This window comes from Nocardia sp. CWNU-33, assembly GCF_046764895.1.
GTDB lineage: Bacteria > Actinomycetota > Actinomycetes > Mycobacteriales > Mycobacteriaceae > Nocardia.
The window spans coordinates 298,814-321,868 of record NZ_JBKOQN010000004.1; the positions used below are offsets into that span (position 1 = coordinate 298,814).

Genomic DNA, 23,055 nt, shown 5'->3' on the forward strand with positions numbered 1-23,055 from the left:
TCAGGGTTTTGCGTCGAGTTCGAGTTCGATTGCGCTGGTGAGGAGTTGGCGGGCGCGGTCGAGGGTGAGGGAGCCGCTGTGCCAGCGTTCGCTGAGTCCTTCGACGAGGGCGGTGAGGCGTTCGGCGGTGGCGGCGGCGTCGAGGGCGGGGTGGACGTTGCCGGTCTGTTGGGCCTGTCGGATGAGGGCTTCGACGTCGGTGTTCCAGCTCCCGGTGGTGGCTTGCAGGGGGTCGCGCAGGTTGGGGTGGAAGACGGCGCTGGCGCGCAATTCGCCCCATGCGATGCTGGTTTCGCGAACTTCGTCGGTGTCCTGGAGTTCGAGCAGCAGCATTTGCCCGACCCGGCTGCGGGGGTCGGTGGTGTCGGTGCGGTCGGTGTACGCCTGGGCGCGGTGGTTGATGTGTTCGAGCGCGGCGTGCAGGACACCGGCGCGGTCCTTGAAGTGGTAGTAGATCAGTGCCGTGGACACCTCGGCCGCGGCGGCGAGTTTCTCGATACGCAGCCCGCGCACGCCGTCCTGGGCGATGACACGGACGGCGGCTTCCAGGATCTGGGTTCGACGGTCTGACACGATTCCTCACAGTAGAGGCGAATCCGGCAGGTCCGGCAAGCGGTGCGCCGCACCCCGGCGAGGTTCCGCCTCGCCGCGCGACAGTGTGGGTCAGTCAGCGGGTTCCTGCTGGGTGGTGCAGTGGATGCCGCCGCCACCCGCGGCGATGCCATCGATATTGATCTGCACGACTTCCCGGCCGGGGAACAGTCGCTCGAGGGTGGATTTCGCGGCGCTGTCGGTGTCCGGATCACCGAACTCGGGACCGATGACCGCGCCGTTGCAGACATAGAAGTTGATGTAGCCGGCGGCGAAGTCGTCGTTCTCGAACTTCGCACGCACCATCGACGGCCCCTCGAGTACCGCCACCTGCAGCGGGCGGTCGTACACGTCGGTCGCCGAGTGCAGGATGTCGAGGTGTCGGCGGGTGACGTCGTAGTCGAACGAATCCGGGTCGGTGTCGAGTCCGGCGACCACCACACCCGGGCCGGCGAAGCGCGCGTAGAAGTCGGTGTGACCGTCGGTGATGTCCTCGCCGGCGATGCCGGGCAGCCAGATCACCTTCTTGATCCCGAGTAGGTAGTCGAGCTCCTCCTCGACGTCCTTCTTCTTCCAGCGCGGATTGCGGTTTTTGTTGAGCACGCAGCTCTCGGTGATGATCGCGGTGCCTTCGCCGTCGACCTCGAGCGCGCCACCCTCGAGCACCAGATCCGTGTGCCGGGTTTCGACTTCGGCGCGGCCGGTGACGAACTGCGCGACCTTCGCATCGCGGCGGTGTTCCTGCTTGTTGCCCCAGCCGTTGAAGTTGAAATCCACACCGGCCTTGGTGTTTCCGCTCTGCACGAACACCGGGCCGGTGTCGCGCATCCACAGATCGTCGAGGTCGGTGGCGATCAGCTCCACGTTCGCGTCACCGATCAGGCTCTTGGCCTGCGCCATCTCGTCGGGGCGCACGAGCATCGACACCGGTTCGAAGCGGGCGATGGTGGTGGCGATGGTGGCCAGGTTGCGCTGCACCTCCGGCACCAGCTTCGCGCCCCAGATACGTTCGGCGGCGGCGAAGGCCATCCAGGTCCGCTTGTGCGGCTGCCCCTCCTCGGGCATCAGCCATGTCCTTCCGTCGTCGTGGTTGCTACGGCTGTCGCTACCGATCGGGGTGGTGTTGTCGTCACAACCGGCCAGCAGGAAACTGCCGATCGCGGCCATCGTGGTCTGGACGAACGTGCGCCGCCGCATCCTGCTTCTCCTCTTCGCTCCGCGCCTTCGTGCTGCGAGTCCCTCGCGGCGTGTCGAAAGTCGGCAGCCTCACTCTTGCTGCGGAGGCCCGCGTGATGAATTGGCGACCGTCTGGCTACCAAGCACTCTAAATCCTGACTAAAAAATTAGTCAAGGAGGTTGGCCTTCTGTAGTCGTCCAACCCTGCGGAGGAGCGTTCGTCTCTGTCGATGCAGCGGCGGAGCATCACCTTGGTGGTGGTTCTGCTCCACCTTGGGGGGAGGACCCCAGCACTCGGGGTCCTGATACCGGCGACGAATGCGATGGACAGTTGGACAAGTCACCACAAGCGAACCGGAGCCTCCGATGTCGATCACCAGCACCATCGCCACCTCGGCAGAACGGCGTGCCACGGTCTCGACCGAAGACGGTGTGGCACTTGCGGTTCGCGAATACGGCCCACGAAATGCCGACCTCACCGTCGTCCTCTTGCACGGACATTGCCAGCGCACCGAGTCCTGGACCTACGTCCGGGACGCGCTGTTGCGCCGATACGCCGACGCCCGGGTCGTCTGCTACGACCACCGTGGCCACGGCGACTCCGCCGCGGCGTCCCGACAGACCTACAACCTCGAGCAGCTCGGCTACGACCTGCGCAACGTTCTCGACGCCGTCGCCCCCACCGGACCGGTCGTCCTCGTCGGCCACTCGATGGGCGGCATGACCGTGCTGACCTACGCCAGCCAGAACCCGCACGAGATCGGCACTCGCATCGTCGGCGTCGCACTCATCGCGACCGCTGCGAACGGGCTCGCCGACGCAGGCTTCGGCCGCCTCCTACGCAACCCGGTCGTTTCGGCATTCCAGGCTGCCGTCCGACGTGCTCCGGGCACGATGCACCATGCGAAGGCAATGGTCTGCAAGGTCTTCGCCCCAGTCATCCGTACCGCGGAATTCGGCAATCGCAGAGTCAGCGCTCGCGTGCTCACCCTTGCCAACGCGATGCACAACGACACGCCGATCGTGACGATGGCGAGCTTCTTGAGTGCCTTCATGGTCTATGACCAAACCGACGCGCTTCCTATCCTCTCGAAGATCCCCACCTTGGTGCTGTGCGGCTCCGCCGACCTGATGACGCCGCTGTCGCATTCCGTCACTATGGCAGCGGTCGTCGAGTACTCGGATTTCGTGATGGTCGAGGGCGCCGGTCACTCGGTGATTCTCGAGCAGCCGAGTGGGGTCGTCGAGGCCCTCGCTCGCCTGATGATGCGAGCAGGCGGTACCGGCCGGGTCGAGGGCGTTCACCTCACACTCGTCGCGTAGTCCGCTCGTGCGCAGGGGTTTCGGCGGCCACCCAGCCTGCCGCCGGCCAGGAGAGTGCACAAGGTTCCGGGTCAGTCATCGCTCGGGAGCCTGGCCTCGCCCGCCTGCTGGCGGACCGCGGTCTCGACGAGCTTGCGGACCTGCGCCGCGGGGACGACGATGCCAGGCGTCCGGAGAGTCCAGCGCAGGAAGTCCTCGACGTTCATTGCGGGCGTTTCGCCGAGGTAGGGCTGGATGTACACCGGTGTGCTCGGTTCACTGCGCCAACTGGTGGCAAGGGTGCCGGTGTCCACCGCGTCATATCCGAGGATGTTCAACAGCCGGGTGGCTCGTGCCTTGGCTTCCGCGTCGTCGCCTGCGATGGGTAGGGCGCTGCGGTCCGGCGCGCCTGCGGGCCGGGCGAGAGACAACAGCTGGTGCGGGGTGATGTTGTTGAACGCCTTGATTACCCGGGAGCCCGCGAGGTGGCGCTGTAGCAGGGCAGCAGAGGTCAGTTCGCCCGCATCCAGCTCGGCCACGTGGCCGTCCCGCTCGGGGTAGTAGTTCGCCGTGTCCAGCACTGTCTTCCCGGCCAGAGCTTCGGCCGGGAGCTTTTCATGGGCATGCAGCGGGATGGCGGCCACCACCAGGTCCGCGGCGCGTGCTGCTGCCTCCGGTGTGGCCGCTCGAGCGCGCCCGCCCAGTTCGGCGACAAGATCGGCAAGTGTCTCGGGGTCTCGCGAATTGCTGAGGACAACCTCGAGGTCTGCCGCAACGGCCAGGCGGGCAATGGAAGTGCCGATCATCCCGCTGCCGATGAGTCCGAGCGTTTGGGGCACGACTTCTCTCCGTTCGTTCGTGTGAATGCGCGATAGGAGCCGGGGAGCGCGGCCAGGGTGTGCTGGTCGCGGGTGGCTCGCTTTCAGCATGAAACCGCCGCGACCACCCGACCAGGTCCGTGTGCTGCGTACTCACGGCGTGATCACCCACCGCAGGCTTCGGCGTAGCGTTGGTCGCGTGGACGACCGGACCGAGCTCAGCGGCTTCCTCAAATCACGCCGTGCCCGCCTGCGCCCGGAGCAAGTTGGGCTGCGCGACTACGGCAGAGCACGCCGGGTCGCGGGCCTGCGGCGTGAGGAGTTGGCGCAGCTGGCGGGCGTGAGCATCGCCCACTACACACGTCTGGAACAGGGCAAAAGCGACAGCGTCTCGGATGAGGTGCTCGACGCCATCGGCGCGGCGCTACGCCTGGACACCGACGAATTGGCTTACCTGCACCGGATCGCGCGGCGTCCCCCGCCGTGTGCGGCGGCCACCGCCTCGTCGGATGCGCCTGCGAGCTTGCGCTACCTGCTGCAGTCGTTCGTGATGACGCCGGCGCTGCTGGTCGGTCGGCACACCCAGATTATCGGCTGGAACCAGCTCGCCGTGGCGGTGTTCGGCAACTTCCCCGCCCTGCTGGAGAACCGCCGCACGCTCTCACACCTGCTGTTCACCGAGCCCTACCTGCGTGAGCTACACGGCAGCGACTGGCCGCGGGCGGCACGCGAGCAAGTGGCGCATCTGCGTGTTCTGCTCGGACGATATCGCGGAGACCCCGCACTCACGGCGCACATCGATCAAATGCGTGATCTGAGTGCGGAATTCGCGCAGATGTGGGCGGAGCACCCGGTCGCGCAGGTCCGGTCCCGGGCGTATGTGTTGCACCACCCGGTCGTGGGTGAACTGACCCTGCACGGCGAGCTCGTCGCGCTGCCCGACCTGCCGTCGTGCTGCGGGCTGGACCTGTTCGCTGCTGAGCCGGGCTCGGCATCCGAGCAGGCGCTGCGGAAACTCGGAAGCCTGTAGGTACTCCAGCTGACGCACGAATCGGGTGTTCACGGTGGCGGGCGCAAGAGGTATTCGCCGGCAAGCTGGATGGCTTCGCGTTTGGTGTAGCCAGGGTGGTCCGCGACGATGAAGTGGCGGCCGATCGCGAGTGCGAACGCCAGGGTGCTGCGTGCCTCGATCTCATCGGGGTTGGTGATGAAGGTGCCGAACATCTTCCGCAGGAACTGCATTCGCTCGTTATCGATACGCCGCAGGCGGGTCGCGACCGACTGATCGTGGCGGGCCCAAGACCGGATCGCGAGATCAATCCGGTGCAGGTCCTCTGAGAAAGTCAGTTGACCGGCGAGCCGGATCCTGTCGGCGGCATCGCCACCTTCCGCGTCGGCCTGGGCGATGACTTCTTTGGTACAGCGGAGTTCCCACTCGTCGAGCATCTCCGTGAGGAACGCGGGGCGGCTGTCGAAGTGTCCATAGAACCCGCCCTTCGTCACGCCGAGCTCGGTGGCGAGGGTCTCGACGCGGACGGCGTCGGGTCCGCCCCGGCCGAGGGCTTCGAGGCCCGCCGCTATCCAGCGGGCTCGTGTTGTGCGGGCCACAGCGGGAATTCGGCCACCTCCATTGATCGAGTCGAATCCATACGGTACCGTATGCACTAACTGTACGGTACCGTATAAATGAGAGGTGAACCGTGCCTCGACTCGCAGCGACCGCCTACATCGAGCAGCCCTGGCGCATCCACGAACTCGCGAGGGAGTTCGCAGTCGAGGACGTGTGGTCGTTTCGCACTCCAGGAGCTGGACCCGACGACTTCCCGGTGATGCTCGCAGCCATGCGAGCAGCCGGTGGACCCGTGAAGCAGACCTTGCCGGTGCGGTTCTTGTTCGCTATTCGATGGAAGCTCGGTGCACTCCTCGGCTGGGACAAAGCGTCCGCGGGGGTGGGTGAGCGGGTTGCCTCGCTGCGCGACCGCCTGCCCAGCGACATGCACGCGGCTTGTCGCGGCCCGGACGACGACGACATGCCCCTGAAGGCGGTCTACGAGCTCGACATGGAGTCCGCCCGCGAGCTGGCGAACAAGACCGTGCACACCGTGATGCATCTCGGCTGGGTCCGAGGCGCGAACGGCGACTATGAGCTGCGCATGGCCGTCCTCGTCAAGCCCAACGGATGGTTCGGGCGGCTCTACATGGCCGCCATCGCGCCTTTCCGATACCTCATCGTCTATCCGGCTTTGACGCGGCAATGGGAACGAGCCTGGGAAAGACGGTCACGATGAACTCGTTCGGTCGGCACGCGGCTCGACCTTGTCCCTGCGTTATTGTTTCGCGTCGGCCGATATGACCATCACTGTTCTCGACACCTACTCGGCGATGAAACAGATCCTGCCGGCCGCAGGCCCGGATCGCGTCGCCTTGCTGCGCTCAATGCTCGAGCCCGTCACGGGCATGTATCGGTATTTCCCCGGGGACGTCGATCTGGTGGCGATGCACCAACTGGCGTTCGGATTTCCCGTCGATCGTGACGAGCAGCGTTGCCTCGACGCACTCGAGACGCTGGCGGCGGCCGGGGCCTGGGAGCGGATGTAGCGCTTCGGCACCGGGCCGAGCCTTCGCGCCGATCAGCGAAAGCGGTTGGGTTCCAGTCGATTCAGGGCATCATAGGGTCGACGTCAAACCGTGTGATGCGGGCAAACCGGTGACAGGCCCCGGCGGAGGCGGGGCCTGTCCAGGTCGATCAGGCCGAGTAGTCGATGGCGGGGCCGAAGGTGCCGTCACCGTTGCCGTAGCGCAGGGTGATGTTGCCGGTGCCGGTGTTGCCGATGACGGTGTCGGTCTTTCCGTCAGCGTTGAAGTCGGCGAGAATCGGGGTCGACAGGGGGACGAGCCCGCCGGAGGGGTAGGTGTGGCTCGGCGGGCCGAAGGTGCCGTTGCCGGTTCCGAGCAGCACGCTGATGCTCGAGGTGCCGCCGTTGGCGACCACCATGTCGAGCTTGCCGTCGCCGTTGAGGTCGGCCACGTCGAAGCACTGCGGGAACAGGCCGCCGGTCTGATAGGTCCGCAGCGCGCCGAAGGTGCCGTCGCCCTTGTTGAACAGCGTGGAAACGGTGCCGCTGACGAGGTTGGAGAAGAGGATGTCCGCCTTGCCGTCGCCGTTGATGTCGCGCGCCATGCCGTACCAGGCGGTCAGGGCGCCCTCGCTGAACGTGGCCGGCGCGGCGAAGGTGCCGTCACCGTGGCCGCGGTAGATCTGGATGGTGCTGTTGACGTAGTTGCCGCGCAGCAGGTCGAGGTTGCCATCCCCATCGAAGTCCGCGGCGTCGGCGGATCCGGAGCCGACGCCGAGGTTGCTGGAGACGGTGACGGCATCGGTGAAGGTGCCGTCGCCCTTGCCGAGGAGTATCGACCACGACGGGGCCTGGTTGGAGGTAGCCAAGTCAGGGTTGCCGTCGTGGTTGTAGTCACCGACGACCACCGCGCCGGGAGCGAGGTCGGTGTCGTAGTTGACGGCCTTGGTGAAGGTGCCGTCGCCCTTGCCCATCAAGATGGAGACGTTGTGTGAGGTGAAATTGGTGACGGCCATATCGAGCTTGCTGTCGTGGTCGAAATCCGCGATGGCGACGTAGTCGGCCTGGCCGCCGGTGGTGTATCGGACGGCGGGCTGGAAGCCACCGCCTGGCTTGCCCAGGAACACCGATACGCCGAACCCGAGCACGAAGTCGCTGAACACGACGTCGGTGTAGCCGTCCTCGTTGAGGTCGGCGACCGCGGGTACCGCAGGACCCGTCAGGTTGGGAAGCGCATCAGCCGATGCCGGGGTGCTGGTGAAGGCGGTGCCCGCCAGCGTGGAGCCTGCCATTGCCAGAGAAGCGAGAGCGCTTATGGCGAACCTGATCTGTGTCACTTATTCTCCCGATTGTCCGATATCGGCAGAACTTTACTGGTTTTCCGTGGCAGGCGAAACTATCGATGCCATAACATAATTCGATAATGTATCCTTATCGACGGGGCATGTCCGACTGATCGGTTCATCGATAATCATCACTTATGGAATGTGCCTTCGTGGGGCGGCTCGTTCCCGTTCGAAGGCCGATGTTGTCATGCCCGAGTGGCGGCGACGACGGCATCGGCGCAACTCACTTCATGCAGGTCTTCTCGAAAAATCGAGGCTGGTAGCACCACGCTCCCCGGCAACGCCAAAACCGTTACACCGCAAGAACTCCCGCGTGTGGGATGTGTCGCTTCGAGTTGGGATCAGCATTTGACATGATCGGCTTCGGTCCTGGGAGCGATTCCTGCCGCTCGGGCCGCTCCAGATTCCGACCAACGGCGACACTAGCGCTTGGCGTGTGGTCGGCGCATGGAGGTCTTTGTTGTTCGTCGGACGGAAAAGGATGTGAAAATGGTTGCGTGCACTCGAACAAAGTCCCTACGGTGGCGGGAGTTTCGAATTATCAGCGTGCGGGCTCTGGTCGGCGCCTGTGCCGCCTCGGCCGGAATCGTCGTCGGAACGGCGGTATTCGTACCAGCGAACGCATCGGCAGCAAGCTATGGCGGGCAATGCGGTGGCGGATACGCCGTGATCGAGCAGGCCAATTTGATTGGCGGCACCGCATTTCTCACATACAGCAATGCTACTGGGAAGAACTGTGTTGTCACGGTTCGCGATGAGCCTGGAGACGAGTTGTTCATGGTCGCCCGAGTCGGACGCTCAGGAGACCCCCAGTCGACGGATGTCGACCAAGGCAATTACACAACGTATGCGGGACCGGTGTACGTTTCGGCGGCACACAGGTGCATCGACTGGTACGGTCAGATCAGGGGAGACTGGAATTGGGTTGGACAGCAAACCGCCCACTGCGGCTGATCATCTGGGCTTCAGTCGAATGGCGGGTGGGCGTCGATGAGATGGCTGCGAGCCAGATTCGTTGCGGCGCAGAACATTCGCTTCCACCCGAAGGCGCATCTTGACGCGCTTCGACCATGACGATGGTGGTCGCGATGGAGGATTTGAGTGCAGGTGTGGCATGGGATGTCAATCCGTGAAGGTCACGCCGAAACGCTCGCCCAGTTGCCGGAGGGCCTGCGGGTCGGCGAAGAAAGCTTCCGCGCTGTAGTCGGGATCGTATGGGTCGATGTCGCACCAGCGTTCGGCGGAGTCGTCGGGGGTGAGGTCGGAGATGTAACTGGCGAAGGTGAGTGAGGCTTCGACGGCTTCGTCGTCGCCCGGGTCGACCGGCCAATCGACGGGTCGGCCGTTGCACAGGAAGGTGAGTTTCTGATCTTCCTCGTCGCCCACGAGCTGTACCTCGGTGATGGTGATCAGTCCACGAGTGCAGGCGGCTATTCGCTCCAATTCCTCTCGGTACCAACTCTCTCGATCATCCCCCGCGTCATTGATGCCACGGAAGGTCTTGTAGTCGAGGGTGTATCGGATACCCAGCTCATCGAGCAGGCTCGCCAGCGCGGTACCGGCGGTGTCGCCGAAGTAGTCCAGTGTTTCGTCGAAGCACTCCGGTGGCAAGTTGCCGGCGGGCGTCGCGGGGTCGACGAGACCGAGTTCGACGATTGTCTCCGTCACCTCGCGGATGGTGACCGTGGACAAAAGACTCATCAGATCCTCCTGCTGGCCATCGACCCGGGCGGTCGTGACGGGTTGATGGTAACGACCGGGTCCGACAGAATCGTGCTGCCGGACGGACGTCGGCTTTCGATGAAAAGGGCAGTGGTGCAAGCGGTTACAGGCGCAGCGGCAATGCCTACGACGGCGTGAACTGGCTGGTCGAGAACTCTGCGTTCTGCGCGGTCGCCTCCGGGAAGCTCCAGCCGAACAGTCTCCCGTAGAAGGCCTGTGCAGCCTCGACATCGTGCTGTTCCACATCGATCCATGACGTCACACCCGCGGGATAGGTTCGCACGACAGTCATCAGCCGCTCCCTTCGCTCGTTGGTCACGAACATTAGGGGTGAGCACCGACAAGTCGATGGAGCCGTCACCGCTCGCGGGAATACACCTTCACCACCGTGCCGTCGACGTCCGCCGCCAGGTACGCGCTGCCGTAGTCGTCGGTCAGGTACACCATGATGGTCGGGCGATCGTCATTGAAAGTCCATGCGGGGTCGACGATCACATAACGGAGGGTCGGGGTGGGGACATTGAGCTGGTTCTCTGCGGCGCGCATCAGGGTCGGCAGGATGTCCCAGTTGATCGAGCTCAGATTTACGGTGGCTTTTCCCGACATCTGGCCACCCGCGCCCTCGCGGCCGGCAATGCCGTTTCGGTAGCTGAACTCATCGTAGATTTTCGGCTGGCCGGCGACGGGTGCGGCGACGTTGGCGAAGGTCGGGTAGAACGTCGCGTCGGTGAATGCCGTTCCACCGGTGACTTTTTCCAGGGCGGCGATCGCCGTGCGGATGCCGTCGGGGGTGAGGAGGTCGCCGGCCTCTTCGGTCACGGGCGCGACGGAGGCAGGCGCGCCGGGGAGTTGGGTGCTGCCGGGTCGTTGGCCGGTGCCGGGAGGCTGACTCGAGCCGGTTCGATTCGTCGACGAATCGGGCTGCATCGCCACCGCCACGACTATCGCGGCGGCAATGGCGGCGGCCGCGATTCCCGACAGGATCCAGCGTTGCCGCTGTGCGGACGCCGCCGGATTGTGGCCGGGAATTCCGCTCGATGGCACCGGGGTCGGCGCTGTCTGCGCAGGTGGCACGTGCGCATGAACCTGTGCCAGGTGCGGGTGGGCCGGTGCGGCGGGCGCAGTTCCCATCGGCGCGGTCGCCTGGGCGAGCATCCAATCGACCTGCTCGGGCGAGGGCCGATGGCTCGGTTCCGGCACCAGCAGCGCCTGCAGCGCCGGGGTCAGCGGCCCGGAACGTTGCGGCGGCGGGACCTCGCCCTTCAGGACGGCCGCAAGTGTTGCGACAGTGGTGTCGCGGCGCATCGGGTGATAGCCCTCCACCGCCACGTAGAGCACCAGACCGAGCGACCACAGGTCGGAGGCGGGGTTGCCCTCCTGGCCGCCGAGTCGTTCCGGCGCAACGTAATCCAGCGAGCCGACCACACTGCCGGTGGAGGTGAGCCCGTTCAAACCGGTGATCGCCGCGATGCCGAAATCGGTCAGCACCGGCGTGCCGTCTTCGCGCAGGATCACATTCGCCGGCTTGATGTCGCGATGTAGCACGCCGACCACATGGGCGGCACGCAGCGCGCCGAGTATGCCGCGGCCGATCTGCGCCGCACGCGCCGGGTGCATCGGGCCGTCGGCGAGATGTTCAGCGAGCGTGCGGCCACGAATCAGCTCCATGACGATCCACGGATGAGCGGCAGCATCGGAATCAACGATGTGATGGACCGTCACCACATTCGGATGCGCGATCCTGGCCAGCGCCCTGGCTTCCCGCAGCACGCGTTCCCGCTGTACCTCGGGCAGGCTCGCACCACCGTCCGGCTCGGCCGCCCGCACCTCCTTCAACGCCACTTCGCGATGCAGGGCGAGATCGTAGGCGCGCCACACCGTCCCCATCCCGCCGCTGCCGAGCGGTTCGAGCAACTCGAAACGCCCGTCGACCACTGTCCGCTCGGAAATCACCGCGCCAGCCTATGGGTATCGTCGCGGTTGCGCGAGGCGCACCTCGAGGTCGTCGGGACGTCATGGTCGCCGGTGTCGGCGCGAGTGCCGCGTTCAGTGGGCAGCCTCAACGCGAGACCGGTGCGCCTGTTGACCGGTCGAGGGCGTTGTACAGCCAGAGTTGGCCTGCGCCCACCGTCATGGTTGCGCCGGTGATTTCACCGGTGAGACGCCAATAGCGTTGTGTGCGAGGGTCATTGTCGTGCCTACCGGCGCGGAGGCGTTCGCGGAATCCCGGGGTATCGCGTTCGCCGCGGGCGGTGGCGTGGGCATCGACGAAACGGTCCAGTGCCCGACCGGAGGAGGGCGCGCGTCCCGCGTGGATCTGCGACTCTGCCATGCCGCAGGCTTCGGCGACTCCGGCGAGCAGACCGACCTTGTCGCGGATCGGAGTGGGTCCAGGGCGCCAGAGCTGTTGGGAAACAACGGCAGCGAAGCGGGGATCGGCGACAAGGGTGACCAGCTCGGCGTAGCCGACGACCTGTTCCGGCGTCGGGTCGCGCAGCGGATCGGGCAAGTTCATCGAGACGAAACCCTCGAACATATCCGAGGGCATCGGTGTCAAGATCCGCCGCCAGAACCTGACTACCGCGTCGTGAGCGGACCAACCATCCGGTACCCCGGCCAGCAGCTCCAGCCTGGTTGCCCGCTCCGCAGGCACCGCGTTTTCGATGGCTCGCAACGACGCTCGCCGCCACGCCAATGCCCCTAATTCGACATCGACCACAGCCCGTTCGGCGGCAATCGCTTCCGCCATCGACTGCTCGCCGGTGAGCACCGCGGCGATTGCCGCCAACCCCAACCCGAGTGCGCGTAGTCGACGAACCAGCAGCAACCGATCCACCGCCGTGCCCTTGTCGAACATCCGATGGCCGCCCGTGGTGCGTGTGGACACCACAATGCCGCTGTCGCAATAGAAGCGAATCGTACGAACCGGAACACCGGTCAGCCGCGACAGCTCCCCGATGCTCACCAATCCATGCAATGTGCCGCCGGTCACAATCTCTTGAACCTCCACCCGGGTGGAGTTCCTACCGTACTAGCGCCCGACACGGAAGGAATCCCCGATGACCACGACATCCGACGAGATCTGGCAAGCGGTAGCCACTGAACGTGCCACTCTGGTCGATCTCCTCGAAAACATCTCCGAGGCCGACTGGAATCACCCCACCCTCTGCGATGGTTGGCGGGTCCGTGAAGTAGTCGCTCACGTAATCCTGTCCAGCAGTGCAACATTGGGCGCTGTCCTGGTCAAACTCATCCGAGCGCGCGGCAGCATCGATCGCATGAGCCTCGATACGGCCATACGTCACGCCGACCGCACCACGTCCCAGCAACTCCTGGCCGAACTTCGCGCCACGATCCCGCTGCGCATGACCCCGCCCCCCACGACTCCCACCGACCGCCTGATGGACACCCTCGTCCACATTCAAGACATTGCGATCCCGCTCGGTCTCTCCCGCGAAATGCCGACCGCTGCCGCGCGCCTGGCACTTGACCGGGTCTGGTCGGCCGACTGGGTGTTTCACGCCAAGAAAAGACTGTCCCCCTATCGTCTGACTGCCACCGACACGAACTGGACAGCCGGCACCGGCCCCACCATCGAAGGCCCCATTGCCGCCCTACTGCTGCTAGCCAGTGGTCGAACCGCCGGACTCTCCGCCCTGACCGGTGAGGGCGTGGCAATCCTGCGGTCGAAGGTCGGTTAGGGCCGGTCTGGTTCGGCGACCGGCCGTGGAATACGTGCTACGACGGTATTCCGTCGGTGCCTTCTACGCTGATTCCTGTTGATCAGGACGTACCACTTCCCATTCGAGAAGGGGCTACACATGATTTACAGGTTCGCGACGGTCGGTGCGGTCGGAGTTCTTACCGCATCAGCCATGGTTTTCACGGCCGGTGGCGCCGCGGCTGCGCATCCCTGCGAGTGCGCCGAGGCTGCCGCGGTCATGGCCCAGTTCGCTCCCGATGACGACGGGGGTCTTGCCGGCGACATCGGAAAGAGTGACGTGAATGGCGAAGACGGGGATGGCAAGGGCGGGGACGGCAAAGGCAAAGGCAAAGGCAAGGGCAAGGGCAAAGGCGGGGGCAAAGGCAAAGGCAACGGCGACGCCGACAGCGAAATGCCGAGTGCCGGCAGCAGCGGCGGCATGAACTTCGGCGCAGAAAACTAGCCGTCGGAGGCTGCGCTGACAACGTCTTCGCCCCATGAACGGGCACCCATCCTGCCGATCCGGTGCACGCAGTGATCGGCGGGGTGGCACCCGGTACCGACGTGCGGCGGATGTTCGTTTCCGGATGGTATCGGGGGATGGGAGGGACGGGGCTAGCCTCGGTGCGGGGGTGATGCGCGGAGGAGGGTGCGGTGCGGCGAGGGGCATCGGTCGGGGCGATGGGGGGTGTTGTCGTGGCTGTGCTGGTGTGGGGAGAGATCGAGCATTGGTGGGCTTCGCGGGCCGTATTGGGGGAGCCACGGTCGGGGGTTCCGGCATCGGAAGTGCTGGTAGTGCTCGGGTTCGCCAATCGGAGTGCGGATCGGGCGAATGCGCTCAATCGGTGGCGGGTTCGGGCTGCGCTCCGGTCGGTGGATGACAAGGTGCCCGATAGTCGGCTGGTCTTTTCCGGGACGACGCGGCCTGGTGGGTCTGTTTCGGAAGCCGAGCTCATGGCGCGATATGCGGTGCGGGAGTGGGGGGTGTCGAGTGCGCGGATCCAGTTGGAGGACCGGTCTCGCACGACATGGGAGAACATCCAGTACTCGATTCCGTTCATGAACGATGCCGAGTCGATCAAGATAGTTTCGAATCCCTTGCATGCGTTACGTGGCCGCCTGTATCTGCGGCGGCAGCGGCCGGATCTGGCGCGCAGGGTTCGGCGTGCTTCCGACTATCGGTTCGGTGAGAAGTCCTGGGCCAAGCCATTTTTCGCCGTATATGGCCTGCTGGATCTGGCTCGTACACGGAAAGATACGCGGATGCGGGATGAGTAGGTCGCAGTAGCGCTCCCGTGCGCAGCCGGTGACTCGTGATCACGGGTGGCGGCAACGGACCGAACCCGATATGGTCTGGCGGCAGTTCGTCGATGTTCGCGGCGGGCTTTGAAATGGGGAGGGCCGTATGGCATTTCGTAAGAAGAAGATTCTGGAACAGGTGACGCAGAAGCTGGCCGAGGTCGGTCCGCCGGGGGAGCAGTTCAATACCGCTTTTCTTGCCATCACGGGTCCGAGCCCGTGGGTCGACAGCCTGCCGTATGTGCGGTTGGTAATGGTGTTTCTGCGGAAGTACTACTTCGTGGTGCTGACCAACACCTCTGTTGTGCTGATCGAGGCCAGCAAATGGACAGGTCGGCCGACGAATCTGGTGTCGGCGGAGCACTTCCAGACCGCCGAGTTCTCCGGTTTGGAGATCAATTCGCTGTGGTCGAAGGTGTTCTATCGACTGCCGGGAACTGCGATGGTGGAGCGGCTCAATGTCCACCGCCAGTGGCGCACCGAGTTGGATGAGCTGGTGCGCGTGACCCATCAGGCACCACAGGTCCAGCAGCCGAGTTCGCATCTGTAGCGAACCGGAAGTGGCCCTGCTGGGCGGGATGCGTTGCCGCCCAGCAGGGTTTGCCTATGCCATCTACCGAGGGCGCAGCCGGATTGCGCAACAGCGCGCTGGGTCGAGTCTCGACCAGGCCGCCGCCTAACGGGCGTGCGGCGGACGCGGCCAGGGGTTGTCTTCGATGTGCTCGATGGACTCGTTGAAGCGTGCGATCAGTGTGCTCAGTTGTTCGACATCGGCGTCGGCCCAGTCGGCGACGACCGCGCCGATGCCTTCCTGGCTTCGGTCCCGATCTGCGGCGACCTGTTCCAGGCCCTTTCGGCTGGCCCGGACCTTGCGCGCGATACCGCCGTCCGGATCGGGCACCCGCTCGACCAGGTCGTGCTTCAACATGGCGCCGACCTGACGGTTGATCGTGGAGATGTCCAGCTGGAAGGCCTCCGACAGTTCGCGCAGGCTGAGCGGGGAGTCGATCTCGAGCCTGCTGAGGATGAGGTAGGCCGAGCGGTCCAGGTGGAACCCGGGGCGGCGCAGCAGGGATGCGGGGAACTGCCGGGAGAGCAGGGTCAGCTCGAAGACGAGGCGCGAGAGCGCGGCGCTTTCCTCGGGACCTGATGCTGGCATGGACCACACTATGTCGCCTGAATCACGGTGATAGCAAATTGTGCACGATACATATCGTGTGTAGCGTGCACATTTGTGACTGTTGCTGCCGACGTGTCCTCGACCGTCTCTGGTACCGACGACCGGCGCAGGCCCGCGTCGGCCCTACTCATCGCGACCCTCGGCACGGTCGGTGTCGTCGTCTCGCTTATGCAGACGCTGGTTATCCCGATCATCCCCACCCTCCCGTCGCTGCTGAATACCTCGGCGTCCAACGCATCGTGGGTGATCACCGCGACGCTGCTCGCAGGCGCGGTGGCAACCCCGATCAGTGGCAGGCTCGGCGACATGTTCGGCAAGCGCCGGGTGCTGTTCGCGAACATCCTCTTGCTGGTCGCAGGCTCGGTGGTCTGCGCGCTGTTCTCCTCGCTCGTTCCGGAGATCATCGGCCGCTCGCTGCAGGGCGCCGCGGTCGGCGCGATCCCGCTCGGGATCAGCATCATGCGTGACGAGCTGCCCGCCGAGAAGGTGGGTTCGGCAATGGCGATCATGAGCGCAACGCTCGGGGTCGGCGGCGCCCTCGGGCTGCCGCTCGCGGCGGCGATCGCGCAGAACGCCGACTGGCACATGCTGTTCTGGACCGCGGCCGGCCTCGGTGTTGTCTGTGCCGCACTGGTTTTCGTCTTCGTGCCGGAGTCGCCGGTGCGCACCCCCGCGCGCTTCGACTTCGGTGGTGCGGTCGGGCTTTCCATCGCACTGCTCGCCCTGCTGATCGCGATCACCAAGGGCGCGGACTGGGGCTGGGGCAGCGCGAGCATCCTCACCCTCTTCGCGATCGCGGTGGTGGTGTTCGTCGGCTGGGGCGCCTTCGAGCTCCGGCAGCGTTCGCCGCTGGTCGACCTGCGGGTCTCGGCGCGGCCCCGGGTGCTGTTCACCAACTTCGCCTCCATCGCTGTCGGCTTCGCCCTCTACGGCATGTCGTTGACGTTCCCGCAGCTACTGATGGCCCCTGAGCAGACCGGATACGGGTTCGGCTTGTCCATGGTCAACGCCGGATTGGCACTTGCCCCTACCGGATTCGTGATGATCCTGCTCTCGCCGGTGTCGGCGCGGCTGTCGGCGGCCCGAGGGCCGAAGGTCACCCTTGCGCTCGGTTCGGCGGTGATTGCGGCGGGCTACCTGTGCGCCGTGGTGCTGATGAACAGCGTTTGGGAAATCATGGTCGCGGCGATGATTGTTGCCGCCGGTGTCGGCCTTGCCTACGCCGCGATGCCCGCCCTGATCATGGGTGCGGTCCCGATCACCGAAACCGCGGCGGCCAACGGTCTCAACTCGCTGATGCGCTCGATCGGCACGTCCACCTCGTCGGCCGTGATGAGCGTGGTGCTCGCGCACATGACAATGCAACTCGGCTCGCACGTGCTGCCGTCGCGCGACGGCTTCCACACCACCTTCCTCATCGCCACGGCGGCAGCGCTCGTCGCGATCGTGCTCACAGTCTGCATTCCGATGCGCAAGGCGCCGGATGCCGCGGACAAGGCCGGGCACGCCTGATCATCGGGCCATCGCGCTCGAACGGCCACGGGGCCGATCCTCAACGGCGAGGATCGGCCCCGTTGTCGTTGGTATGACGCTGTGAAATGCCCGCCGCGAACCGATCGAAGTCCGCACGGCTCGCGAAGTATCCGACTTTGGCCGCAGGCTTTGGCGGCAGTGCCGCTGCTTGCCATGGTGTGCAGCAACGCTACGGTGCGGATTCCACCGAGGCGGTGTAGCGGCGGGCCAGCGTGCGCAGATGTGCGACCAGCTCCGGTGGGCCGTCGACACGGAAATCCATCATCAGCATGCTGAGGTAGATCGCAATGGTCTCCAACGCATCCGCGCCGGTCAGCAGAATGCAGGTGTCCGCGTCGACGGCCTCCACCACGCCGACGGCGGGATTGATGCGGGCGATCACTGTTTCGGCCGGTGCGAGCACGGTGACGCGGGCGTGCACCTTCCAGCCGGTGCTGGCGATGTGGCGCATGACGAACGCGATCAGGTCCTCGTCGGGCAGTGGGCGCGGTCCGAAGTGGCGGGCGCTGACGGCCGCCCGGTGCACCTGTGCGACGGGAATCGCACGCCAGGAATGGGTTTCGAGATCGTAGGCGACCAGGTACCAGCGCCGCTGCCAGTTGATCAGGCGGTAGGGCTCGACGTCTGTTGTGCCGCTGCCCAGCTCGATCGACACCGCGGTTGTGTCCCGGATAGCTCCGGCCAGGGTGGTCAGGACCACGGCGGGCACCGGGGCGTCCGGTTCGCGCGAGCCGGTGGTTGCCGGTCCGATGGCGGTGGCGTTGCGCAGCGCTAATACCTTGCGCTGCAATCGCTTCGGCAGGATCTGTTCCAGCTTCGCCAGAGCTCGCGAGACGTTCTCGCTGATGTCGGCGATGCCGGTGGCGCCGTCCTCGGCAAGGCCGACTGCCACGGCCATCGCCACCGCCTCGTCGTCATCCAGTAGCAGCGGCGGCATCGTCGAGCCGCGACCGAGCCGGTAGCCACCGATCGCACCGCGTTCGGCGTGCACCGGGTAGCCGAGTTCGCGCAGTCGCTGGATGTCATTGCGCAGGGTCCGATCGGTGATGTCGAGTCGTTCGGCCAGCTCCCGGCCGGTGTACGCGCGATCCTGCAGCAGCGAGAGCAAGCGCAGTACTCGCGTTGTGGTGGGTGCCACATTCGCCTCCCAAATTATTAGGAACGAATCCAGCCTAATGGCCTCATAGGCTTAGGTCATCACCAAGAAGCACAACGAAAGGTCGATCATGAACACCACCACCGCCGCCGACGCCACCGCGACACTGCGCCCCGTGTGGCGCGAGGTGCTCTCGACCTCCTACACGGCGCTGGAAAACACCGTCGCAGGCATCGGTGACGAGCAGTGGCAGCTGCCGACCCCGTGCTCGGAATGGAATGTCACGCAGGTGATTCAGCACGCCGCGGGTGACCAGCTCGCCTTCGCCGAGGCACTCGGTGTCGGCGTCGGACCCGCCTACAACCCCTTCGACCCCTCCGGAGCCATCGACGGCTCGGCCGCCGCTCTGGTGCGCGACGCGATCGAGCAGACCGCCGCCGCATGGGCGACCGTCGCCGACGACACCGAGGCCGTCCCGACTCCGCTGCCGCACGGCGCCTTGGCGACCCCGGTCGCTGCCGTGATGTGCGCGTTGGATGCCGCCGTGCACGCCTGGGATATCGCGATCGCGACCGGTCAGCCATCGCCACTGACCGACGAACTGGCCGGCTACCTGCTGACCGCCGCACGGACCGCGCATCCGGCACCGGGTAGCGGTGTGGAGGCGGAAATCATTGAGCCGCTCCGTCAGTGGGGTGCCTATGCTGCGGTGGTCGACGGTGGCGCGGACGACACCACGGTCGCCGAGCTGCTGCGCTACCTTGGCCGCGACCCGCGCGCATGAACCGGGGTGTGCGGGTGTGTACCGTCGCACCCGCGCACCCGCGCACCCGCGCACCCGCGCACCCGCGCACCCGCGCACCCGCGCACCCGCGCACCCGCGCACCCGCGCACCCGCGCACCCGGCAGTCGAGTTGTGCTGCCTTTCTTCGCAATCGGTGGCTATCCCCGGGTGGTGGATAGCGCAGCGTCCTACCCGGTGCGACGAATCGGCGGTGCGGTCAGCGCGCGGTGACGAACCCCTGGGCAACCATCCAGTCCCGTGCGACCTCGGCGGGCTCCCGCCCGTCCACATCGACCTGACGGTTCAGTTCGGTGATGGCCTCATTGGTCAGTAGTTTCGAGATGGGCGCCATAATGGCGGCGACCTGGGGGTGCGCGTCGGCGAAGGATTTGCGCATCACCAGCGCCGCATTGTATTTCGGGAAGAAGCCGAGATCGTCCTTCAGCAACACGAGATCGAGGGCGGGGATGCGGCCGTCGGTGGCGGCGACGGAGCCGAATCGGCATTGCTTGCTGTCGGCGGTGGCCTGATACACCAGAGCGTCCTGCACGATCTGTTTGTGGACCTTGCCGGTATCGATGCCGTACTTGCGGGCCAATCCCGGGAAACCGTCCTGGCGCACATTGAATTCCGTGCCCACGCAGGTGGCCGCCGCGTCCGGGTCGGTATTGCTGAGCCGTGCGTAGTCCGACAGCGTTGTCACGCCGGTCTGCTGGGCGGTCTGCCTGCTCATCACCAACGCGTAGGTGTTGTTCATCGGCGCCATATCCGTCCACACGATGTTGTGCGCGGCCAGATCGGCGTCGCGGACCGCCTCGAACTGGGCGATCTCGTCCGGTATCGGGGTTTCGTTGCCGAGGTAGTTGATCCAGCCGGTGCCGGTGTATTCGTAGGAGAGATCGATCTGCCCGTGCAGCTGGGCATCGCGTACGCTGTTGGAGCCCTGGATATTCGTCAGATCCCGCACCTGCGCCCCGGCCGCGGACAAAGCGAACTCGATGAGATAGCCGAGGATGTTCTGTTCGGTGAAGTCCTTGGATCCGACGGTGATCGCGACCCCGTCGAGCTCGGGCACCGGACGGATACTGCCGGGACCTACCCGCAGCGGCACCGCGCCGCCGGATTGCAGACCGCAGGCGGTGATCACCATGAGTACCGCGCCGGCGGCGGACGTCGCGGCGCGCCCACGCCATCCGCGCCTCATGTCAAACCCCGTGGGCCGAGGAACTGTTCGGCCAGCGCGCCGAGCCAGTCGACAAGCAACGCGAGCGCGACGGCGAGGACCGCGCCGACGACCAGCGTGACGTTGTCGCGCAGCTTGTAGCCGGTGTCGATCAGGATGCCGAGACCGCCCGCACTGACCAGGAACGATAATGTCGCGGTGCCGACCGCCAGCACCAGCGAGGTGCGCAGTCCGGCGAGGATGTAGGGCACTGCGAGCGGAAACTCGATGCGGCGCAACACCGTCAGTGTCGACATGCCCTGCCCGCGGCCTGCGTCGATGAGGGTGCCATCCACCTGCTGGTAGCCGAGGATCGTATTGCGCAGTACCGGAAGCAACGAATAGAAGGCAATCGGTGCGACACCGATCCAGAAGCTGGTAGTCCGGGTGGCGAGATAACACAGCACGATGAGCCCGATCGCGGGCGCGGCCGCGCCGATATTGGCGATGCCGATGAAAACCGGTGCCAGACGCCGATATTCGGGTCGGGTGAGCAGTGTGCCGAGCGGCACCGCCACCGCGACGACGATCAGCACGACCGTCGCAGTGATGAGCACATGCTGCCAGGTAAGCGTCGCGATATTGGCCACGCGGATGCTTGCCTGCTGGGTAGCGGTGAGGTCACGTCGGAACGCCCACACCAGCACCCCCGCGGTGAGTGCGAGTACCAGGACCGGCTGGATGAGCAGTCGAATGCGTTCTGCGCGACGCTCTGTCGTCAGCGTGCGTCCCGGCTCGGTGGTGCCGGGTGGCGTTGTGGGCTTTGTGGACGGAGTCATACTGTCTCGTCCACACCTGTGGTGCTGTGGGTGGCGCGTAACGCTGACAGATGCTCGACGAGCGTGTCGATCGTGATCAGCCCGGCGTACTCACCGCGTCGCCCGGTGACGACCGCGGTCGCCGTCTGCTCGGCCAGTAGCGATTCCAGCGCCTCCTGCAATGTCGACTGCAGCGACAGCGGCGCGCCGACCGGAGATCCGATGTCGCGCAACGATGTCGCGTGCGCGAGGTGCTCGGCCGACACCCACCGCACCGGGCGCCGATGATTGTCGAGCACCAGCGCCCACGGCCACTTCCGGCCCGCGAGTGCGGTGCGCAAAGCCTCGACCGGTTCGTCCTCGGCCGCGGTCGGGCACTGGCCGAGGGTGACATCCCGGACCCTGGTAAGGGTGAGCTGCTTGAGCGAGGCATCCGCGCCGACGAAACCGGCGACGGTCTCGTCCGCGGGATCGGCGAGGATGGCTGCGGGGGTGTCGTATTGCAGAATGCGGGATCGGTTGCCGAGCACCGCGATTCGATCGCCGAGCTTGACCGCCTCGTTGAAATCGTGGGTGACGAACACAATGGTCTTGCCGAGCTCGGCCTGTAGTCGCAGCAGTTCGTCCTGCAGCAGGCCGCGGGTGATCGGATCGACGGCGCCGAATGGTTCGTCCATCAACAGCACCGGGGGATCGGCGGCCAGTGCGCGAGCCACCCCGACCCGCTGCTGCTGGCCGCCCGAGAGCTGCCGGGGATAGCGGTGGCGGTAGGTGTCGGGCGTCAGGCCGACCAGGTCGAGCATCTCGTCGGTGCGGGCGGCGATCTTCTTGCGATCCCAGCCGATGAGGCCGGGGACGGTCGCGATGTTCTTGGCGACCGTCATGTGCGGAAACAGGCCGGCCTGCTGAATCGAGTAACCGATGCCGCGCCGCAGCCGGTCGGGGTCGACGGCCGTGACGTCGCGGCCACCGATGGTGATGGTGCCCGAGGTCGGTTCGATGAGGCGGTTGATCATGCGCATGGTGGTCGTCTTGCCGCAGCCGGAAGGCCCGACGAGGACGACGATTTCGCCTGCCGGAATCGTCAAAGACACATTATCGACAGACGGATCCTGTTGTCCGGCATAGCGTTTGGTGACCGAGTCGAGCACGATCTCGACGCCGGAAGCCGCCGACTCCGCAGTGTCGCTTCGGGTTTCGGTCTCAGTCACGAATTCCCCTCGAGGTGGTGAGACGGCCGATGATCACGAAGAATCCATCGAGAACCAGGGCAAGGACGACGATAAGGATCGTGCCGACCAGGGCCTGCGGCACGGCATTCGGACTACCGAGCCTGGCCAGCCCGGAAAAGATCAGATTGCCGAGCCCCGGGCCCTTCGCGTAGGCGGCGATCGCAAGAATGCCCATGATCATCTGGGTGCTGACCCGGATGCCGGTCAGGATCGACGGCCATGCCAGCGGGATCTCGATGCGGGCCAGCACCCGCAGCCGATTCATTCCGACACCGCGCGCGGCATCGACGATCGCCGGATCCACCGAGGCCAGGCCGACGATGGTGTTCCGGAGAATCGGCAGCAGCGCGTAGAGCACCAGCGCGGTAATCGTCGGCCCGACCCCGAGGCCGAGGAACGGGATCAGCAAGCCGAGCAGCGCGAACGAAGGAACAGTCAGGATGGCGCTTGCCGTCGCCGTCGCCACCGAGGAGCCCAGCGGGCTGCGATAGACGAGCGTGCCGATCGCCACCGCGACGATCGTGGCAAGCAGCACCGACTGGACAACCGCCGAAACATGCAGATAGGAGTCCGTGAGCAATTGCGTCCGTCGGTTCACCACGAACGTCCACAACGTGTCCAGGTCGCACCTCCCCGTCGCCCGGTGTACTGGGAGACTATCTCGACTTGCGCTCGGCCGGAGAGGATTCCGGCGGCCCGGTGTCCGCCGGAGCCGAC

Annotated in this window: 25 protein-coding genes; 10 read left to right on the forward strand and 15 right to left on the reverse strand. The window is 65.6% G+C overall.

The features are described from left to right. Both ACLMAL_RS07285 and ACLMAL_RS07290 read right to left on the reverse strand, forming a co-directional pair. Window positions 1-573, reverse strand: coding sequence for a TetR/AcrR family transcriptional regulator (locus ACLMAL_RS07285; RefSeq protein ID WP_411998369.1), 573 nt, complete (start codon window positions 571-573; stop codon window positions 1-3). A 90-nt stretch (window positions 574-663) separates the two neighbouring features. Further along, entirely contained in the window at window positions 664-1,788 is a 1,125-nt protein-coding gene (locus ACLMAL_RS07290) for an agmatine/peptidylarginine deiminase (RefSeq protein ID WP_411998370.1), read from the reverse strand. A 345-nt stretch (window positions 1,789-2,133) separates the two neighbouring features. Here ACLMAL_RS07290 and ACLMAL_RS07295 point away from each other — a divergent pair, with 345 nt between their 5' ends. Next, a complete protein-coding gene (locus ACLMAL_RS07295) occupies window positions 2,134-3,090 on the forward strand; it encodes an alpha/beta fold hydrolase (RefSeq protein ID WP_411998371.1) in 957 nt (318 codons plus the stop codon). 71 nt (window positions 3,091-3,161) lie between these two features. On the opposite strand, the gene ACLMAL_RS07300 is transcribed toward ACLMAL_RS07295, so the two are convergent. After that, entirely contained in the window at window positions 3,162-3,998 is an 837-nt protein-coding gene (locus ACLMAL_RS07300; protein ID WP_411998372.1) for an NADPH-dependent F420 reductase, read from the reverse strand. A gap of 88 nt (window positions 3,999-4,086) precedes the next feature. Between ACLMAL_RS07300 and ACLMAL_RS07305 the strand changes: the two genes are divergently transcribed. Further along, window positions 4,087-4,917 (forward strand): helix-turn-helix domain-containing protein, encoded by an 831-nt coding sequence (locus tag ACLMAL_RS07305; protein ID WP_411998373.1) that lies wholly within the window; start codon window positions 4,087-4,089, stop codon window positions 4,915-4,917. Window positions 4,918-4,946: 29 nt separating this feature from the next. Here the strand turns inward: ACLMAL_RS07305 and ACLMAL_RS07310 are convergent, their stop codons facing one another. After that, entirely contained in the window at window positions 4,947-5,552 is a 606-nt protein-coding gene (locus ACLMAL_RS07310) for a TetR/AcrR family transcriptional regulator (RefSeq protein ID WP_411998374.1), read from the reverse strand. 35 nt (window positions 5,553-5,587) lie between these two features. Between ACLMAL_RS07310 and ACLMAL_RS07315 the strand changes: the two genes are divergently transcribed. Together ACLMAL_RS07315 and ACLMAL_RS07320 are read left to right on the forward strand one after the other, a co-directional pair. Beyond that, complete coding sequence (locus ACLMAL_RS07315; RefSeq protein WP_411998375.1) at window positions 5,588-6,175, forward strand: DUF2867 domain-containing protein; 588 nt, start codon at window positions 5,588-5,590, stop codon at window positions 6,173-6,175. A 61-nt stretch (window positions 6,176-6,236) separates the two neighbouring features. Then, complete coding sequence (locus ACLMAL_RS07320) at window positions 6,237-6,485, forward strand: hypothetical protein (RefSeq protein WP_411998376.1); 249 nt, start codon at window positions 6,237-6,239, stop codon at window positions 6,483-6,485. Window positions 6,486-6,633: 148 nt separating this feature from the next. Here the strand turns inward: ACLMAL_RS07320 and ACLMAL_RS07325 are convergent, their stop codons facing one another. The 5 genes from ACLMAL_RS07325 to ACLMAL_RS07345 all read right to left on the reverse strand — a co-directional run bounded on the left by ACLMAL_RS07325 (window position 6,634) and on the right by ACLMAL_RS07345 (window position 12,496). Continuing rightward, window positions 6,634-7,800 carry an FG-GAP repeat domain-containing protein gene (locus ACLMAL_RS07325; protein ID WP_411998377.1) on the reverse strand — a complete coding sequence of 389 codons (1,167 nt, stop codon included), beginning with the start codon at window positions 7,798-7,800 and terminating at the stop codon, window positions 6,634-6,636. A gap of 1,131 nt (window positions 7,801-8,931) precedes the next feature. Continuing rightward, window positions 8,932-9,510 (reverse strand): hypothetical protein, encoded by a 579-nt coding sequence (locus ACLMAL_RS07330; RefSeq protein WP_411998378.1) that lies wholly within the window; start codon window positions 9,508-9,510, stop codon window positions 8,932-8,934. A 145-nt stretch (window positions 9,511-9,655) separates the two neighbouring features. After that, complete coding sequence (locus ACLMAL_RS07335) at window positions 9,656-9,823, reverse strand: hypothetical protein (protein ID WP_411998379.1); 168 nt, start codon at window positions 9,821-9,823, stop codon at window positions 9,656-9,658. Window positions 9,824-9,888: 65 nt separating this feature from the next. Continuing rightward, complete coding sequence (locus tag ACLMAL_RS07340; protein WP_411998380.1) at window positions 9,889-11,484, reverse strand: protein kinase domain-containing protein; 1,596 nt, start codon at window positions 11,482-11,484, stop codon at window positions 9,889-9,891. Window positions 11,485-11,590: 106 nt separating this feature from the next. Further along, window positions 11,591-12,496 (reverse strand): MerR family transcriptional regulator, encoded by a 906-nt coding sequence (locus ACLMAL_RS07345; RefSeq protein WP_411998381.1) that lies wholly within the window; start codon window positions 12,494-12,496, stop codon window positions 11,591-11,593. Window positions 12,497-12,590: 94 nt separating this feature from the next. Between ACLMAL_RS07345 and ACLMAL_RS07350 the strand changes: the two genes are divergently transcribed. The 4 genes from ACLMAL_RS07350 (at window position 12,591) to ACLMAL_RS07365 (ending at window position 15,083) form a co-directional block, all read left to right on the forward strand. Then, window positions 12,591-13,232, forward strand: coding sequence for a maleylpyruvate isomerase family mycothiol-dependent enzyme (locus ACLMAL_RS07350; protein WP_411998382.1), 642 nt, complete (start codon window positions 12,591-12,593; stop codon window positions 13,230-13,232). Between the two features lie 120 nt (window positions 13,233-13,352). Continuing rightward, complete coding sequence (locus ACLMAL_RS07355) at window positions 13,353-13,697, forward strand: hypothetical protein (RefSeq protein WP_411998383.1); 345 nt, start codon at window positions 13,353-13,355, stop codon at window positions 13,695-13,697. Window positions 13,698-13,915: 218 nt separating this feature from the next. Continuing rightward, a complete protein-coding gene (locus ACLMAL_RS07360) occupies window positions 13,916-14,512 on the forward strand; it encodes a YdcF family protein (RefSeq protein ID WP_411998444.1) in 597 nt (198 codons plus the stop codon). A gap of 127 nt (window positions 14,513-14,639) precedes the next feature. Further along, the gene (locus tag ACLMAL_RS07365) at window positions 14,640-15,083 is read left to right on the forward strand and encodes a hypothetical protein (protein ID WP_328405771.1); all 444 of its coding nucleotides are present in this window, start codon (window positions 14,640-14,642) and stop codon (window positions 15,081-15,083) included. A 126-nt stretch (window positions 15,084-15,209) separates the two neighbouring features. On the opposite strand, the gene ACLMAL_RS07370 is transcribed toward ACLMAL_RS07365, so the two are convergent. Next, window positions 15,210-15,692, reverse strand: a complete 483-nt coding sequence (locus tag ACLMAL_RS07370) for a MarR family winged helix-turn-helix transcriptional regulator (RefSeq protein ID WP_411998384.1) — start codon at window positions 15,690-15,692, stop codon at window positions 15,210-15,212. 75 nt (window positions 15,693-15,767) lie between these two features. Between ACLMAL_RS07370 and ACLMAL_RS07375 the strand changes: the two genes are divergently transcribed. After that, complete coding sequence (locus ACLMAL_RS07375) at window positions 15,768-17,225, forward strand: MFS transporter (protein WP_411998385.1); 1,458 nt, start codon at window positions 15,768-15,770, stop codon at window positions 17,223-17,225. Between the two features lie 190 nt (window positions 17,226-17,415). Here the strand turns inward: ACLMAL_RS07375 and ACLMAL_RS07380 are convergent, their stop codons facing one another. Beyond that, the gene (locus ACLMAL_RS07380; protein ID WP_411998386.1) at window positions 17,416-18,384 is read right to left on the reverse strand and encodes a helix-turn-helix transcriptional regulator; all 969 of its coding nucleotides are present in this window, start codon (window positions 18,382-18,384) and stop codon (window positions 17,416-17,418) included. 88 nt (window positions 18,385-18,472) lie between these two features. Here ACLMAL_RS07380 and ACLMAL_RS07385 point away from each other — a divergent pair, with 88 nt between their 5' ends. Then, window positions 18,473-19,126: a TIGR03086 family metal-binding protein gene (locus tag ACLMAL_RS07385; RefSeq protein WP_411998387.1), complete on the forward strand. Its 654-nt coding sequence runs from the start codon at window positions 18,473-18,475 to the stop codon at window positions 19,124-19,126. 217 nt (window positions 19,127-19,343) lie between these two features. Here the strand turns inward: ACLMAL_RS07385 and ACLMAL_RS07390 are convergent, their stop codons facing one another. Genes ACLMAL_RS07390 through ACLMAL_RS07405 form a run of 4 tightly spaced genes read right to left on the reverse strand, consistent with a single transcriptional unit; the run spans window position 19,344 to window position 22,960 of the window. Next, entirely contained in the window at window positions 19,344-20,276 is a 933-nt protein-coding gene (locus tag ACLMAL_RS07390) for a glycine betaine ABC transporter substrate-binding protein (protein ID WP_411998445.1), read from the reverse strand. 50 nt (window positions 20,277-20,326) lie between these two features. Continuing rightward, window positions 20,327-21,127: an ABC transporter permease gene (locus ACLMAL_RS07395; RefSeq protein WP_411998388.1), complete on the reverse strand. Its 801-nt coding sequence runs from the start codon at window positions 21,125-21,127 to the stop codon at window positions 20,327-20,329. Then, the gene (locus tag ACLMAL_RS07400) at window positions 21,124-22,317 is read right to left on the reverse strand and encodes an ABC transporter ATP-binding protein (protein ID WP_411998390.1); all 1,194 of its coding nucleotides are present in this window, start codon (window positions 22,315-22,317) and stop codon (window positions 21,124-21,126) included. Before ACLMAL_RS07400 ends, ACLMAL_RS07395 begins: the two co-directional genes overlap by 4 nt. Further along, the gene (locus tag ACLMAL_RS07405; protein ID WP_411998446.1) at window positions 22,310-22,960 is read right to left on the reverse strand and encodes an ABC transporter permease; all 651 of its coding nucleotides are present in this window, start codon (window positions 22,958-22,960) and stop codon (window positions 22,310-22,312) included. Before ACLMAL_RS07405 ends, ACLMAL_RS07400 begins: the two co-directional genes overlap by 8 nt. Window positions 22,961-23,055 lie beyond the last annotated feature (95 nt).